We start from the raw sequence: 15,928 nt of genomic DNA on the forward strand, positions 1-15,928 counted from the left end.
TCCTCAGCAGTCCAGTGGGTTGCGCTTGTCCGGGTCGATACCGAACTTGACGATAGCGTCTGCAACAACCTTTGGTTCGATCTCGCCGCGGTCAGCCAGGGCTTCCAGGGCAGCCAGCACCACGAAGTGGCGGTCGACTTCGAAGAAGTGACGCAGCTTCTTGCGGCTGTCGCTGCGACCGTAACCGTCGGTACCCAGGACCTTGAACTCTTTGCTCGGTACCCACTGGCGAATCTGCTCGGCGAACAGCTTCATGTAGTCGGTGGAGGCGATGACCGGGCCCTTGCGACCGTTCAGGCACTGCTCGACATAGGTCTGCTGTGGCTTCTGGCCAGGCTTCAGGCGGTTGGCGCGTTCCACGGCCAGGCCGTCGCGACGCAGTTCGTTGAAGCTGGTGACGCTCCACACGTCGGCACCGACGTTGAACTCTTCACGCAGGATCTTCGCTGCTTCGCGGACTTCGCGCAGGATGGTGCCGGAGCCCATCAGCTGTACGTGGTGCGCGGCTTCGCGGGTGTCTTCTTCCAGCAGGTACATACCTTTGATGATGCCTTCCTCGACACCGGCCGGCATGGCTGGCTGCTGGTAGGATTCGTTCATCACGGTGATGTAGTAGAAGATGTCCTGTTGCTCTTCGGTCATCTTCTTCATGCCGTCCTGGATGATCACCGCCAGCTCGTAGCCGTAGGTCGGATCATAGGTGCGGCAGTTCGGGATGGTACCCGCCATCATGTGGCTGTGACCGTCTTCGTGCTGCAGGCCTTCACCGTTCAGGGTGGTACGGCCGGCGGTACCGCCGATCAGGAAGCCACGGGTGCGGCTGTCGCCAGCGGCCCAGGCCAGGTCGCCAATACGCTGGAAGCCGAACATCGAGTAGAAGATGTAGAACGGCAGCATCGGCTGGTTGTGGCAGCTGTACGAGGTACCGGCAGCGATGAACGACGACATGGCGCCGGCTTCGTTGATGCCTTCCTCGAGGATCTGGCCCTTCTTGTCTTCGCGGTAGAACATCACCTGGTCTTTATCGACTGGCTCGTAGAGCTGGCCGACCGACGAGTAGATGCCCAGCTGGCGGAACATGCCTTCCATACCGAAGGTACGGGCTTCGTCCGGGATGATCGGGACGATGCGCTGGCCGATTTCCTTGTCCTTGACCAGCTGCGCCAGAATACGCACGAAGGCCATGGTGGTGGAGATTTCGCGGTCGCCCGAGCCGTCCAGGATCGCTTTCAGCGTTTCCAGTGGCGGGGTCGGTACGCTGAAGCTCTTGGCGCGGCGCTGTGGCACGAAACCGCCCAGGGCAGCACGGCGCTCGGCCAGGTACTTGGCTTCGGCAGAACCTTCTTCCGGCTTGAAGAACGGCAGGTTCTCCAGGTCGGCATCCTTGACCGGGATGTCGAAGCGGTCACGGAAGTGACGCAGGCTGTCGACATCGACCTTCTTGGTGTTGTGCGCGGTGTTCTTGGCTTCGCCGGCACCGGTACCGTAACCCTTGATGGTCTTGGCCAGGATGACGGTAGGCTGGTCCTTGTGGTTGACCGCCTGGTGGTACGCCGCATAGACCTTGTACGGGTCGTGGCCGCCACGGTTGAGCTTCCAGATCTCTTCGTCGGACAGGTCTTCGACCATGGCCTTGAGCTCTGGGGTGTTGAAGAAGTTTTCACGAACGTACGCGCCGTCTTTGGCTTTGTAGTTCTGGTACTCGCCGTCGATGACTTCGTCCATGCGGCGCTGCAGGGCACCGTTGGTGTCCTTGGCGAACAGTGGGTCCCAGAAGCGGCCCCACACGACCTTGTTGACGTTCCAGCCACCGCCACGGAACACGCCTTCGAGTTCCTGGATGATCTTGCCGTTGCCGCGAACTGGGCCGTCGAGGCGCTGCAGGTTGCAGTTGATGACGAAGATCAGGTTGTCCAGCTTCTCGCGGCCGGCCAGGGCGATTGCGCCCAGGGATTCCGGCTCGTCGCACTCGCCGTCACCCATGAAGCACCAGACCTTCTGCTTGCCGGCCGGGATGAAGCCGCGGGCTTCCAGGTACTTCATGAAACGTGCCTGGTAGATGGCCTGGATCGGGCCCAGACCCATCGAAACGGTCGGGAACTGCCAGAAATCAGGCATCAACCATGGGTGCGGGTACGAAGACAGGCCGTTGCCGTCCACTTCCTGACGGAAGTTGTTCATCTGGTCTTCGCTGATGCGGCCTTCCATGAACGCACGGGCGTAGATGCCTGGCGAAGCATGGCCCTGGAAGAAGATCAGGTCGCCGCCGTGTTCTTCGGTCGGGGCCTGGAAGAAGTAGTTGAAGCCGATGTCGTACAGGGTGGCGCTGGAGGCGAAGCTGGAGATGTGTCCGCCCAGGTCCGAGTCTTTCAGGTTGGTACGCATGACCATGGCCAGGGCGTTCCAACGCACCATCGAGCGAATGCGGCGTTCCATGAACAGGTCGCCAGGCATGCGTGCTTCGTGGGTGACAGGGATGGTGTTGCGGTATGGCGTGGTGATCGCATACGGCAGCTGGGAGCCACTACGGGTGGCCAGCTCGCCCATACGGGTCATCAGGTAATGAGCGCGGTCTTCGCCTTCTTTGTCGAGGACCGACTCCAGGGCATCCAGCCATTCCTGGGTTTCGATTGGATCGAGGTCTTGCATGGCTTGCTCCAGGGCGGAAAGGCAACCAGAATCGATTGCCTGAGATTGCGACTGGCCTTATGGGCAGACGTCGTGAATTCTTGGATTACCGGGGTGTCCTCCGGCGCCGTGTAGTTTTACTACATTTGCTTTCGCATTTCATGCTTTTACATGACGCGAGTAGTAGTAAAACTACATTTGTGCGACGTTTCGTCGCATGCTGGCTTGTGAGGAAAAACGTTCATGTTGGTTGGCATTGTGTCGCGAACGGGTAATTTTTGATGTTTGTTGCCATTTTTTCGCTTCTTTCAGCTATTTCCAACTTTTGTACGACAGTCCAACCGTGGTCCGGCTTCCCCTTGGCCGCTTCTTCCCCTCTATTTCACGCCGATCAAGGATAGACCATGCGCCTACCTTTGCCGTCCGATCTGCCCGCTTCCCTGCAGCCACTGGTCGCTCGCAATCAGCAATTCATCAGCGATGCCGTGGCTGCCCACCCGGAACTCGACCCCCAGGCCTGGAGCACTCTGCACCGGCAACAGTTCGATCAGGTAGCCGCCGCCAGCGACTTCGTGCTCGGCCTGGTCCGACGCGAGCCAGCGATGCTGTTCGGCCTGCTGGCCAGTGGCGAGCTGGATCGGCGTTACGCCGCGGGTGAACTGCGCGGGCACATCGCTGCAGCCGCCCAGGCGGCGCAGAGCGAGGACGAGCTGGCGCGCAACCTGCGGCGCGAGCGCAACCGCCAACAGCTGCGCATCATCTGGCGCGACATCACCCGCCAGGCCGCGCTGGGCGAAACCTGCCGCGACCTGTCCGACCTGGCCGACGCCGCCATCGACGAAGCCTACCAATGGCTGTACCCGCGCCACTGCCAGCAGTTCGGCACGCCTGTCGGCAACCGCAGCGGCCAGCCGCAGCACATGGTGGTGCTGGGCATGGGCAAGCTGGGTGCAGTGGAGCTGAACCTGTCGTCGGACATCGACCTGATCTTCGCTTTCCCCGAAGGCGGTGAAACCGAGGGGGTGAAGCGCTCACTGGACAACCAGGAGTTCTTCACCCGCCTGGGCCAGCGCCTGATCAAGGCGCTGGACCCGGTCACCGTCGACGGTTTCGTTTTCCGCGTCGACATGCGCCTGCGCCCGTATGGTTCGGCCGGCGCGCTGGTGCTCAGCTTCAATGCCCTGGAGCAGTACTACCAGGACCAGGGCCGTGACTGGGAACGCTACGCGATGATCAAGGCGCGGGTTGTGGCCGGCGACCAGGCGACCGGGGCACAGTTGCAGGAGATGCTGCGGCCGTTCGTGTACCGCCGCTACCTGGATTTTTCCGCGATCGAAGCGCTGCGCACCATGAAGCAGCTGATCCAGCAGGAAGTGCGGCGCAAGGGCATGGCTGACAACATAAAGCTGGGTGCCGGGGGTATTCGTGAGGTGGAATTCATCGCTCAGGCTTTCCAGCTGATCCACGGCGGGCGCGACCTCAGCCTGCAACAGCGGCCGCTGCTTAAAGTGCTGGCCACCCTCGAGGGCCAGGGCTACCTACCGCCAGCCGTGGTCGCCGAGCTGCGCGAGGGTTATGAGTTCCTGCGTTATACCGAACACGCCATCCAGGCCATCGCCGACCGCCAGACGCAGATGCTGCCGGACAACGAGATCGATCAGGCGCGGGTGGCCTACATGCTTGGCTATGCCGACTGGCAAAGCTTCCATGACCAGCTGACGCACTGGCGTGGCCGTATTGACTGGCACTTCCGCCAAGTGATCGCCGACCCGGATGATGAAGACGGCGAGGGCGAGCTGGTGGTGGGGGGGGAATGGTCACCGCTGTGGGAGCAGGCACAGGATGAAGATGCGGCTGGCCGTCAGCTGCAAGAGGCCGGTTTCCGGCAGCCTGCCGAAGCCCTGCGGCGCCTGGCCGCGCTGCGCTCCAGCCCGCAGCTGCGTTCGATGCAGCGGATTGGCCGTGAGCGCCTGGACGCCTTTATCCCACGGTTGCTGGCCCAGGCTGTGGAGCATGACAACCCCGACCTGGTGCTCGAGCGCGTGCTGCCGCTGGTCGAGGCCGTGGCACGGCGTTCCGCCTACCTGGTGCTGCTCACCGAAAACCCCGGGGCCTTGCGCCGCTTGCTGACACTGTGCGCCGCCAGCCCGTGGATTGCCGAGCAGATTGCCCGCTACCCGCTACTGCTCGACGAGCTACTTAACGAAGGCCGCCTGTTCAGCCCGCCACTGGCGCCGGAGCTGGCCAGCGAACTGCGCGAACGCCTGACACGCATTCCCGAGGACGACCTGGAACAGCAAATGGAGGCGCTGCGCCACTTCAAGCTGGCCCACAGCCTGCGCGTGGCTGCTTCGGAAATCAGCGGCAACCTGCCGCTGATGAAAGTCAGCGACTACCTGACCTGGCTGGCCGAGGCCATCCTCGACCAGGTACTGGCCCTGGCCTGGCGCCAGACCGTGGCCCGCCACGGCCAGCCCAAGCGTAGCGACGGCAGCTTGTGCGACCCGGGCTTCATCATCATCGGCTACGGCAAGGTAGGTGGCCTGGAGCTGGGCCACGGCTCGGACCTGGACCTGGTATTCATCCATGATGGCGACCCGCAGGCGGAAACCGACGGCGCCAAGCCGATCGACAGTGCGCAGTTCTTCACGCGCCTCGGCCAGCGCATCATTCACCTGCTGACCACCCAGACCAACTCGGGCCAGCTGTATGACGTGGACATGCGCCTGCGCCCGTCGGGTGCCTCGGGTCTGCTGGTGAGCTCGCTGGGAGCGTTCGAGCGCTATCAGCAGAACGAGGCCTGGACCTGGGAGCACCAGGCCCTTGTGCGGGCCCGGGTGCTGGTGGGCTGCAAGCAGGTGGGCACGGCGTTCGAAGGTGTGCGCGCCAAGGTGTTGGGCCAGGCCCGCGACCTGGAAAAACTGCGCAGCGAAGTGAGCGAAATGCGCGCCAAGATGCGCGACAACCTTGGCACCAAGGCCACCGCTGCCGGTACCGCGGCCAACGCCTTCGAGGCCGGTGTACCGTTCGATATCAAGCAGGATGCCGGCGGTATCGTCGATATCGAATTTATGGTGCAATACGCCGCTTTGGCCTGGTCCCACGACCACCCGGCCATACTCCGATGGACCGATAACATCCGCATTCTGGAAGAGCTGGAGCAGGCGGGTTTGATGCCGGCCAGTGACGCGGTGCTGTTGCGTGAAGTGTACAAGGCGTTCCGCTCGGCCTCGCACCGCCAGGCCCTGCAGAAGCAGGCCGGGGTTATCGATGCGGCGCAGTTTGCCGATGAACGCCGCGAGGTGCGGCGGATCTGGGGTGAATTGGGTTTGACCTGATACCGAGTTGGCTTCATTCGCGGGCATGCCCGCTCCCACAGAGAAAGTGCAGACTTAGAGGCCTGTGCAATACCTGTGGGAGCGGGCGTGCCCGCGAATGGGCCATGTGAGTGGTACACTGTCCGCCACATAGCCTGAATATAAAGAGGGGAGGCCAGGCTGTACCGCAGCCTGTAGCCTCCCCGAGCGTTTCTGGACTAAGCATGAGAATACTGATCATTGGCCCCAGCTGGGTCGGCGACATGGTGATGGCGCAGACCCTGTTCCAGTGCCTGAAACAGCAGCATCCCGACTGCGTGATCGATGTGCTGGCCCCCGAGTGGAGCCGGCCGATCCTCGAACGCATGCCCGAGGTCCGTCAGGCCCTGAGCTTCCCGCTCGGCCACGGCGCACTGGAACTGGCCACGCGGCGACGCATCGGCAAGTCCTTGGCCGGCCAGTACGACCAGGCCATCCTGCTGCCCAACTCGCTGAAGTCGGCGCTGGTGCCGTTCTTTGCCGGTATCCCCAAGCGCACCGGCTGGCGCGGCGAAATGCGCTTCGGCCTGCTCAACGACGTGCGCAAGCTGGACAAGGCCCGTTACCCGCTGATGATCGAGCGCTTCATGGCCCTGGCCTACGCACCCGGCGCCGAGCTGCCGCAGCCGTACCCGCGCCCCAGCCTGCAGATCGAAGCGCAAAGCCGCGACGCCGCCCTGGCCAAGTTCGGCCTGGAGCTTGACCGCCCGGTGCTGGCGCTATGCCCCGGTGCCGAGTTCGGCGAGGCCAAGCGCTGGCCGGCCGAGCACTACGCCACCGTGGCCGATGCGATGATCCGCCAGGGCTGGCAGGTGTGGCTGTTCGGCTCGAAGAACGATCACCCGGTCGGTGAGCAGATTCGCGATCGGCTGATCCCGGGCTTGCGTGAAGAGTCGTCCAACCTGGCCGGCGAAACCTCGCTGGCCGAGGCCATCGACCTGATGTCCTGCGCCCATGCCGTGGTGTCCAACGACTCGGGCCTGATGCACGTGGCCGCCGCGCTGAACCGCCCGCTGGTGGCGGTGTACGGTTCGACCTCGCCGGGCTTCACCCCGCCGCTGGCCGAGCACGTGGAAGTGGTGCGCACCGGCATCGAGTGCAGCCCGTGCTTCGACCGCACCTGCCGCTTCGGCCACTACAACTGCCTGCGCCTGCTGGAACCGGGCAAAGTCATCGCTGCCCTGCACAGCCTGACCGGGCCGGACCTGATCGATACCGTGGCCGAGGTCGACTAAGTGCGGGTACTGATCATCAAGACTTCGTCGCTGGGTGATGTGATTCACACCTTGCCGGCGCTTACCGATGCCGCCCACGCCATCCCGGGCATCCGCTTCGACTGGGTGGTGGAAGAAGGCTTCGCCGAAATCCCCAGCTGGCACCCGGCGGTCGACCAGGTGATCCCGGTGGCCATTCGCCGCTGGCGCAAGAACCTCTGGCAAACCATCAAGAGCGGTGAGTGGAAGGCATTCAAGCAGCGTGTACGCGAGCGCAAGTACGACCTGGTGATCGACGCCCAGGGCCTGGTCAAGTCGGCCTGGCTGACCCGCTATGTGAAGGCGCCTGTGGCTGGCCTGGACCGCTACTCGGCCCGGGAGGGCTGGGCCAGCCGCTTCTATGACCGGCGCCTGTCGGTTGCCACCGGCCAGCATGCGGTGGAGCGGGTGCGCCAGCTGTTCGCCATGGCCCTGGCCTACGACCTGCCGGAAGGCATCGGCAACTACGGCCTCGACCTCGAGCGCCTGCAACTGCCGCCGGCCGCCCCCTATGTGGTGTTCCTGCACGGTACCACCTGGGCGACCAAGCACTGGCCCGAAGCCTACTGGCGCGAACTGGCCGAGCGCATGGGCCGGCGCAAGCTGGAAGTGCGCCTGCCGTGGGGCAATCCTGCCGAGAAGGCGCGGGCCGAGCGCATCGCCCAGGGCTTGAACAACTGCCAGGTGCTCCCCAAATTGAACCTTGCCGGCGTCGCACGCGTGTTGGCGGCGGCAAAAGCCTGTGTGGCGGTCGATACCGGCCTCGGCCACCTGGCGGCGGCACTCGATGTGCCCACCATTTCGCTGTTCGGCCCGACCAACCCGGGCCTGACCGGCGCCTACGGACGGACCCAGATTCACCAGGCCAGTGACTGGCCCTGCGCGCCCTGCCTGCAGAAGAAGTGCACCTACAAACCGAGCGCCGACGACCTGCGCCGGTTCGATCTGAAACGCGAGTGGCCGCTGTGCTTCACTCGCCTGAATCCCGAGCATGTGGCGAGCCGCTTGAGCGCGTTGCTGCTGGCTGAGGATGTCCGTTGATGCAACTGGCTTTCGTGCTTTACAAATATTTCCCCTTCGGCGGGCTGCAGCGCGACTTCATGCGCATTGCCCTGGAATGCCAGAAGCGGGGCCACCAGATCCGTGTGTACACGCTGATCTGGGAGGGTGACATTCCGCCGGGCTTCGAAGTGCTGGTGGCGCCGGTGAAGGCGATTTTCAATCACCGCCGCAATGAGAAGCTCAGCGCCTGGATGGCCGCCGACCTGGCCAAGCGCCCGGTCGACCGCCTGATCGGCTTCAACAAGATGCCTGGGCTGGATGTGTACTACGCCGCCGACGGCTGCTTCGAGGACAAGGCGCAGACCCTGCGTGGCGGCCTGTACCGCCGCTGGGGTCGTTACCGGCACTTTGCCGAATACGAACGCGCGGTGTTCGCCAAGGACGCCCGTACCGAAGTGCTGATGATTTCCGAAGTGCAGCAGCCGCTGTTCATCAAGCACTACGGCACCCCGGTGGAGCGTTTCCACCTGCTGCCGCCGGGCATTTCCCAGGACCGCCGCGCGCCGGCCAATGCCGGCGAAATCCGCGCCGAGTTCCGCAAGGAATTCAACCTGGGCGATGACGACCTGCTGCTGGTGCAGATTGGCTCAGGCTTCAAGACCAAGGGCGTTGACCGCAGCCTCAAGGCCCTGGCCGCGCTGCCATCGGCCTTGCGCAAACGTACCAGGCTGATGGTGATAGGCCAGGATGACCCCAAGGTGTTCCAGCTGCAAAGCGCTACCTTGGGCCTGGGCGAGCAGGTGCAGTTCCTCAAGGGCCGCAGCGACATCCCGCGCTTTCTGCTTGGCGCCGACCTGCTGATCCACCCGGCGTACAACGAGAACACCGGCACGGTGCTGCTCGAGGCACTGGTGGCCGGCCTGCCGGTGCTGGTCTCCAAAGTATGCGGCTACGCCCACTATATCGCCGAGGCCGACAGTGGCCTGGTGCTGGACGAGCCGTTCGAGCAGGAACAGCTCAATGGCTACCTGCAGCGCATGCTCGAAGACCAGCAGGCCCGCGCCAGCTGGTCGCGCAACGGCCTGGCGTTTGCTGAAACCGCCGATCTGTACAGCATGCCGCAGCATGCCGCCGACGTGATCCTGGGGCAGGAGTCCGCATGAAGCTGATACTGGCCGAACCGTTCAAGCGCCTGTGGGCCGGGCGTGATGCCTTCGATGCCGTGGAGGCGCTGCAAGGCGAGGTCTATCGCGAACTGGAAGGGCGCCGCACGCTGCGCACCGAAGTCGCTGGCGAGGGCTTTTTCGTCAAGATCCACCGCGGCATCGGCTGGGGCGAGATCTTCAAGAACCTGCTTACCGCCAAGCTGCCGGTACTCGGCGCCGGCCAGGAATGGCAGGCCATACAGCGCCTGCACCAGGTTGGCGTGCCGACCATGACAGCCGTCGCCTATGGCGAGCGTGGCAGCAACCCGGCCGCGCAGCACTCGTTCATCATCACCGAAGAGCTGGCGCCGACCATCAGCCTGGAAGACTTCAGCATCGACTGGGTCAGGCAGCCGCCCGAGCCGCGCCTGAAGCGCGCGCTGATCGCCGAAGTGGCGAAGATGACCGGCGGCATGCACCGCGCCGGGGTCAACCACCGCGACTGCTACATCTGCCACTTCCTGCTGCACACCGACCGCCCGGTGACAGCGGAAGACTTCAAACTGTCGGTAATCGACCTGCACCGCGCGCAGACCCGGGCGAAAATCAGCCGCCGCTGGCGCGACAAGGACCTGGCCGCGCTGTACTTCTCGGCGCTGGACATCGGCCTGACCCAGCGCGACAAGCTGCGCTTCCTGCGCGGTTACTTCCAGCGCCCGCTGCGGCAGGTCCTTAAGGATGAAGCCGCGCTGCTCGCCTGGCTGGAGCGCAAGGCGCAGAAACTCTACGATCGCAAGCAACGCTATGGGGATGCACTCTGATGGCGGGGTGGACACTGGCGCCAGGCTACCAACACCTGGCGGCGGACTTCGGCAGCCTCGATGCTGTATTTGCCCTGCAAGGCGAGCGCCTGACCCGCGACCCGCTCAGTGAGGTGGTGCGTATCACGCGTGACGGGGTCAATTATTACGTCAAGCGCTACACCGGGGCCGGCAAGCACATGCGCCGTTACCTGGGCCGGCCGCGGATCAAGGCCGAATGGCAGAACCTCAAGCAGTTCGACAAGTGGGGCATCCCTACTGCCGAAGTGGTGGCCTGGGGCCTGGAGCGCAATGGCCTGGCCTTTGGCCGGGGGGCCATGATCACCCGCGAACTGCCGCGTACCGAAGACTTGTCGGCGCTGGCCGAGCGTAACGATGCACGCCTGGCCGATCGCGCCTGGGTCGGGCATGTCAGCAGCCAGCTGGCGCGCCACACCCGGGTCATGCACCAGCACCACTTCGCCCATAACGACCTGAAATGGCGCAACTTGCTGGTCGACGACCAGGGCACGCTATTCTTCATCGACTGCCCCACCGGCGATTTCTGGCGCGGCTTCATGTGGCGGCACCGGATGATCAAGGACCTGGCATGCCTGGACAAAGTGGCCAAATACCACCTGTCGGCGACCCAGCGCCTGCGTTTCTACCTGCAATATCGTGGCCGCGACCGGCTGAATGTGCGTGACAAGAAGCGCATTCGCCAGGTGGTGAGCTTTTTCGAGGGAAGGGAATGACCGATTACCTGGCCAGCGCGGACCTCGCGCTGCTCAAGCGCCATGGCCTGGACGACTTCGAGGCACTGTGGGCGCTGCAACTGGATGCCGTGGACGAACCGAACACCGGCCGCGGTGGCTGGAGCAGCGTGTACCGCCTGGAGCTCGAGGGCAAGGGCTACTACCTCAAGCGCCAGAGCGACTACCTGACCCGTACCCTGCACCGGCCATTCGGCGAGCCGACCTTCGCCCGCGAATTCCGCAACATCAGCCGTTACCAGAAACTGCAGATTCCGGCCTTGCAGGCGGTGTTCTACGGCGAGCGCAAGAAAGGCGGCACGCACCGGGCGATCCTGATGACTCGTGCTCTGGACGAATGGGCCGACCTCGACAGCTTGCTGGCCCGGTGGCCACAACTGAGCGATGCTGAACGCAATGGCGTCCTGCAGGCCTGCGGCCAGCTGGCGCGCACCCTGCACAGCGCCGGCCAGGTGCATGGTTGCTTCTACCCCAAGCACATCTTCCTGCGCCAGCGCCGCGAAGGCTGGGACGCGCAACTGATCGACCTGGAGAAGACCCGACCCCTGCTGTTCGGCATGCGTGACCGCCTCAAGGACCTGGAGCCGTTGCTGCGCCGCGCACCGGTCTGGGGCGAGCGCGATGTACGTACCTTGCTGGCCAGCTACCTGGCGCAGCCTGCCGATGGCACGCTGGTCGATACCTGGCTGCAACGCCTGACGCAACGCCGTCGTGAAAAAGAGGCCCGCTGATGCGTTTGTCTGAATTGAAAGAGGCCGGGCGCAGCCCCTCGTTGCCCCTGAGCATCACCCTGGCCGATGCCGCCGGCACGGCCGACCTGCAATTGCTCAGCCTGCTGCGCGTGCTGCCGGGCCAGCGCTATGTGGGTGCCGGCGTGTGGCGCGGTACCCCCGTGCTGGCCAAGCTGCTGGTCGGTGGTAACGCTGCACGGCATTTCCAGCGCGAACTGCAAGGCGTGAAACTGCTGGCCGAGCAGGGCCTGACCACGCCGAAGCTGCTGGCTGACGGCCTCAAGGAAGGCGAGGGCGGCTGGCTGCTGTTCGAATTCCTCGACGGCGCCGAGAGCCTGGCCGATGCCTGGGCGGCAGTGGAGAGTTTGCCGGTGTTGGCAGACGAGCAGCATCTGGTGCTGGGCGAGGCGCTCACTGCAGTGGCGCACATGCACGCCCGGGGTTTATGGCAGGAAGACCTGCACCTGGACAACCTGCTGCGCCACGGCGGCAAGCTGTACCTGATCGACGGCGCCGGCATCAAGGCCGAAACGCCTGGCCAGCAGCTGTCACGCCCGCGTGTGCTGGAAAACCTGGGGGTGTTCTTCGCTCAGCTCCCCAAGCGCCTGGAGCCTTTCATCGAAGAACTGCTGGTGCACTACCTGCTGGCCAACGCCGAGCATGCGCTGCCGCTGGAAGCCTTGCAGAAGCAGGTGGACAAGGTGCGCAGCTGGCGCCAGAAGGATTACCTGGAAAAGGCTGGTCGTGAATGCAGCCTGTTCAGTGTCGAGCGCAGCCTTTCGGGCTTGCGGGCAATCCGCCGCGACGAGGTCGAAGCCATGCTGCCGGTACTGGAGCAGGCTGACGCGTTGATCGACCAGGGTCACCTGTACAAGACCGGGGGTGCGGCCAGTGTGGCGCGCATCGAGGTTGGCGGCCGCACGCTGGTGCTCAAGCGCTACAACATCAAGAACACCGCACACTGGTTCAAGCGCTTCTGGCGCCCGAGCCGGGCCTGGCATTCCTGGATTGAAGGCCATCGCCTGGAATTCCTCGACATTGCCACGCCGCGTCCACTCGCGGTGCTGGAGCAACGGGTGATGGGGCTGCGAAGCCGTGCCTACCTGGTCACCGAGTATATCGATGGCCCTGACCTGGCCGAATGCTTCGCGCCCTACGTGGATAACGGCGATGCGCCCGAGGAGCAGGTGGATGCCCTGGTGCATGTGATGCAGCAGCTGATTCGCGAGCGTATCAGCCATGGTGACTTCAAGGGCCACAACCTGTTCTGGCACAACGGCCAATGGTCGCTGATCGACCTTGACGCCATGTGCCAGCACGCCACCCAGCTCAGCTTCGCCCCGGCCTACGCCCGTGATCGGGCGCGGCTGCTGCGCAACTGGCCGAGTGGCAGTGCCTTGCATCAGCGGCTGGACCGGCTGTTGCCCAAGCTGGCCGAGTAATCCGCCGGCAGTGCCAGCCAGTCGCTGCTGCGGCCTGGCTGGCGCACGCGAATGCGCCATTGGCCGCCCTGTTGGCGCAATACTGCCCAGGCGTGGACTGCGCCCAGTGCCTTCTCGGGCAGCAGCAAATGGTATTGCCCGGCAAGCAGGTGCCGTCGAACCGGCAACTGATGGTTACCCAACTGCAGATAGAGTTGCCCCCCAGCGTCGTGCAGGTCGGCGTCCCCTGCCACCGGTTCGCCCGCTAATGGTTGTTGCAGGCGTACCTCTTCCAACAGGTGGGCTATGTCAGGCAACCCGTCATGCCAAAGCACGATGGAATCGACCACCCAATTGCCGTTGCGCAGCCGTTTGATCGGCAGTTGCGCGTAGGCATCCGGCTGCCTGGGGTCGAGTACCCGCCAGCGATAGCCGTCGAAGTGGACGTTGTACAACCGCCCCTGGCTGTCCTTGACGAAGTACCGGTCCGGACCTGGCACGCTGTTGATCTGTTCGTACACTTCCTCGCCATGAACGCCGTCGATCCGGTAGCGCAGCTTGCTCACATCCACGGCCGCTTCGTGGGTATTCGGCAGTGGGCGCGGAGGTTGCGGTGGCAGGCCGCGCATCGCCCTGCGCATGAGGGGTGAGCCAGCGAAACTGGACAACCCGTCGGCGCTGTGGCTCAAAGCGGCCATGGCGTGGTGGAAGGTTGCTGCGTAATCCTCTTTTTCCAGGGCTTCGAAGCCGTCCCACAGCGAAATCGACATACGGCCGAAGGCCAGGGCTGACATTGTCGGGGCCGGTAGCACGAGGCTGATCATGTCGAGAACCAGGCGCAGCGTCGACAGCCCGTACTCGCCGAGCAGCTCGCGGTTGCTGCGGCTGTTGGTATCGGCCTCGGCGATCATGGCGTGGACCTGGGCCTTGTAAAGGGCATCGAAGAGGTTGCCGTTGATCATTGGTCTTTGCACATATGGCCCGAGGCGGCCTTTGCGCACCAACTTGTCGAGCCGCTTGCCATCAGCCAGAGGCGCGCGCTGGATCAGGTACTTTCGCAAGGAAGGCGTGCTGCGAAGGGTTCTGAGCAGCGCCCGGGTATCGGGGTATTCACGCCATGCGCGCCGGTCGGGAGCGTCCGGTGTATACAGCACCAGCGACGGCTGGTTGTCGCTCTCGGCATTGAGCAGCAGTACCCCTTGCAGCGTGTGCCCGTCGATGATCAGTTGGCGCACCGCGATACGATGCTCGTCGATGGTAGGGCGCCAATTGTTGTCGGGGTGGTCGGTGACGGCCTTGACCCAGCGATAGCCCCGCTCGTGGGTATCGTTCAGAAAGTGCCTGGCATAGCGGGCCTTGGCAGCCTCGGCGCGCATGCGGGCGCGGTTCATGTTGCCGTGGCATTGCATGCGCCAGCGCGCACCTGGAGACTCCAGCAGGTGGGTTCGCAGGTAGCGGATGTAGCCACTGCCGGCGTCCAGCTCACGCACCAGGCGCTTTACCCCTTCAGCGGATATTGATTCCAGCGTGGAACCGTCTTCGTGGTGTATTCGGGCAGTCAGCCAGTAATCGACGTCGAACCAGCCGATGTTCAGCAGGGCCAGCTCGTCCAGGCGGTAGGTGGTGGTTACCAGTTCGATGGTGCCACCGACATGGCGACGGTTGGCAACGGCCACGTAACCCGAAGGTGCCAGCGGGTTGATCAGCGGGCCGGTGCGGTGTGCAAGCGTGACGGTTATGCAGACTTTTTCGGCAGGCAATTCGATGGAGAATTCGCGCCGCAGCGCCTTGCCAAGGCGTTCGCGCACCCATGCCAGCAGGTGGTGGCGATTGCCGAACGCCTCCAGGGTCAAAAGGCCGGGTGCAGCAGCCTGGGTGATGGCCCCGGCGAGCTCTTGGATCGTTTGCATGATGTGCGTCAGGCTTTGCGTGGAGCTCTGGCGCAGCCAGGCGGGCAGGTGTTTTTCCAGCAGCAGCGCATAACGGGTGGACAACGCATATTGGCTGCCCATGAGATCGGTCAGTGACTGCTGTTTGGCCAGGGTGCTTTTCAGTGCCGGTAGATTCGGGTTCTGGTCAAGCGCCCAGGCGGCGTGCCAGGCGATGGTAAGCCGTTGATGCTGCGCGTCGATCACGTCAGTGGCCTGTTGTTCGACCAGGTCGCCAGTAAACCACTCGTAGCGCAGCCGGTCGGCACACCGGACCAGTTGCTGGTCCTGCAGGCGGGGGAGCAGTTGCAGCATTGGCCGGCTTTGCATGGGGTCGTCCAGGCGCTCGCACAGCTCCCTATGCAGTTCGGCCAGGTTGGCGAAGCCTTCAACGCCATGAGAAACGCTGCACAGCAGTGCCTGGCCCGTGGCTGTTGCAGGCTCGGCAACGGCCCCTTCCGGTGCGTCTGCCACCAATACCAGCACGCCGGGTAACGGCAACCGGCCATGGGGGCTTGAACGGTTGAATACCGGCCGATAAACCTGTGCCCGGTGGGAGTCTGGCAGGTGGTTGCGTTGCCAGGGTAGCGGCAGCTCCAGGGAGGTGCGCAGCAGGCTGATGTGGCTGTAGTCCAGGGTCTGGTCGGCGAGGCGCAGTTCCAGCTCGGCCAGAAGTTGCTCATGACGCAGTTCGCGCAGTTGTCGGGCGCGGCTGTGGCCTGCTTCGACAGGGTCGTTCCAGAACGCTGCCAGGTCACCGAAAAAACGCTGACGTATGGCGGGCGGTTCCGTTTCGCCCGCCAGTTCGGGTTTGCCCTGCTCAAGGGCGATGAGTTGTTGATCGAGCGCTTCGAGGCGCTGCAAAGGTGTCATGGTATGGCTCCTGGGAAG

At 64.0% G+C, this 15,928-nt stretch carries 10 protein-coding genes; 8 read left to right on the forward strand and 2 right to left on the reverse strand.

What is annotated here, in order from left to right; translation table 11 throughout:
* Window positions 1-3: 3 nt before the first annotated feature.
* Window positions 4-2,649: a pyruvate dehydrogenase (acetyl-transferring), homodimeric type gene (aceE, locus tag AC2T3R_RS01655; protein ID WP_003258640.1), complete on the reverse strand. Its 2,646-nt coding sequence runs from the start codon at window positions 2,647-2,649 to the stop codon at window positions 4-6.
* Window positions 2,650-3,032: 383 nt separating this feature from the next.
* Here aceE and glnE point away from each other — a divergent pair, with 383 nt between their 5' ends.
* The 8 genes from glnE (at window position 3,033) to AC2T3R_RS01695 (ending at window position 13,130) form a co-directional block, all read left to right on the forward strand.
* Window positions 3,033-5,966 (forward strand): bifunctional [glutamate--ammonia ligase]-adenylyl-L-tyrosine phosphorylase/[glutamate--ammonia-ligase] adenylyltransferase, encoded by a 2,934-nt coding sequence (glnE, locus tag AC2T3R_RS01660; RefSeq protein ID WP_486744555.1) that lies wholly within the window; start codon window positions 3,033-3,035, stop codon window positions 5,964-5,966.
* Between the two features lie 203 nt (window positions 5,967-6,169).
* Window positions 6,170-7,219, forward strand: coding sequence for a lipopolysaccharide heptosyltransferase II (waaF, locus tag AC2T3R_RS01665; protein ID WP_013970536.1), 1,050 nt, complete (start codon window positions 6,170-6,172; stop codon window positions 7,217-7,219).
* The gene (waaC, locus tag AC2T3R_RS01670; RefSeq protein WP_015268679.1) at window positions 7,220-8,278 is read left to right on the forward strand and encodes a lipopolysaccharide heptosyltransferase I; all 1,059 of its coding nucleotides are present in this window, start codon (window positions 7,220-7,222) and stop codon (window positions 8,276-8,278) included.
* Window positions 8,278-9,402, forward strand: coding sequence for a glycosyltransferase family 4 protein (locus AC2T3R_RS01675; protein ID WP_289805326.1), 1,125 nt, complete (start codon window positions 8,278-8,280; stop codon window positions 9,400-9,402). The genes waaC and AC2T3R_RS01675 overlap by 1 nt, the downstream gene beginning before the upstream one ends.
* Window positions 9,399-10,205, forward strand: coding sequence for a lipopolysaccharide core heptose(I) kinase RfaP (gene rfaP, locus AC2T3R_RS01680; RefSeq protein WP_013970539.1), 807 nt, complete (start codon window positions 9,399-9,401; stop codon window positions 10,203-10,205). The genes AC2T3R_RS01675 and rfaP overlap by 4 nt, the downstream gene beginning before the upstream one ends.
* Entirely contained in the window at window positions 10,205-10,939 is a 735-nt protein-coding gene (locus AC2T3R_RS01685) for a lipopolysaccharide kinase InaA family protein (protein WP_421397167.1), read from the forward strand. Before rfaP ends, AC2T3R_RS01685 begins: the two co-directional genes overlap by 1 nt.
* On the forward strand, window positions 10,936-11,688 hold the full coding sequence (locus AC2T3R_RS01690; RefSeq protein ID WP_367244975.1) for a lipopolysaccharide kinase InaA family protein: 753 nt from the start codon (window positions 10,936-10,938) through the stop codon (window positions 11,686-11,688). Before AC2T3R_RS01685 ends, AC2T3R_RS01690 begins: the two co-directional genes overlap by 4 nt.
* Window positions 11,688-13,130: a lipopolysaccharide kinase InaA family protein gene (locus AC2T3R_RS01695; RefSeq protein ID WP_013970541.1), complete on the forward strand. Its 1,443-nt coding sequence runs from the start codon at window positions 11,688-11,690 to the stop codon at window positions 13,128-13,130. The genes AC2T3R_RS01690 and AC2T3R_RS01695 overlap by 1 nt, the downstream gene beginning before the upstream one ends.
* Here the strand turns inward: AC2T3R_RS01695 and AC2T3R_RS01700 are convergent.
* Window positions 13,091-15,910, reverse strand: a complete 2,820-nt coding sequence (locus AC2T3R_RS01700) for a dermonecrotic toxin domain-containing protein (RefSeq protein ID WP_486744556.1) — start codon at window positions 15,908-15,910, stop codon at window positions 13,091-13,093. The genes AC2T3R_RS01695 and AC2T3R_RS01700 overlap by 40 nt on opposite strands.
* Window positions 15,911-15,928: the final 18 nt, after the last annotated feature.

Source organism: Pseudomonas sp. PVC-5-1 (assembly GCF_057444345.1).

Coding starts and splice junctions, on each gene's coding strand:
- aceE (WP_003258640.1), bottom strand. CDS start 2,649: ATGCAAGACCTCGATCCAATCGAAACCCAGGAATGGCTGGATGCCCTG.
- glnE (WP_486744555.1), top strand. CDS start 3,033: ATGCGCCTACCTTTGCCGTCCGATCTGCCCGCTTCCCTGCAGCCACTG.
- waaF (WP_013970536.1), top strand. CDS start 6,170: ATGAGAATACTGATCATTGGCCCCAGCTGGGTCGGCGACATGGTGATG.
- AC2T3R_RS01675 (WP_289805326.1), top strand. CDS start 8,278: ATGCAACTGGCTTTCGTGCTTTACAAATATTTCCCCTTCGGCGGGCTG.
- rfaP (WP_013970539.1), top strand. CDS start 9,399: ATGAAGCTGATACTGGCCGAACCGTTCAAGCGCCTGTGGGCCGGGCGT.
- AC2T3R_RS01685 (WP_421397167.1), top strand. CDS start 10,205: ATGGCGGGGTGGACACTGGCGCCAGGCTACCAACACCTGGCGGCGGAC.
- AC2T3R_RS01690 (WP_367244975.1), top strand. CDS start 10,936: ATGACCGATTACCTGGCCAGCGCGGACCTCGCGCTGCTCAAGCGCCAT.
- AC2T3R_RS01695 (WP_013970541.1), top strand. CDS start 11,688: ATGCGTTTGTCTGAATTGAAAGAGGCCGGGCGCAGCCCCTCGTTGCCC.
- AC2T3R_RS01700 (WP_486744556.1), bottom strand. CDS start 15,910: ATGACACCTTTGCAGCGCCTCGAAGCGCTCGATCAACAACTCATCGCC.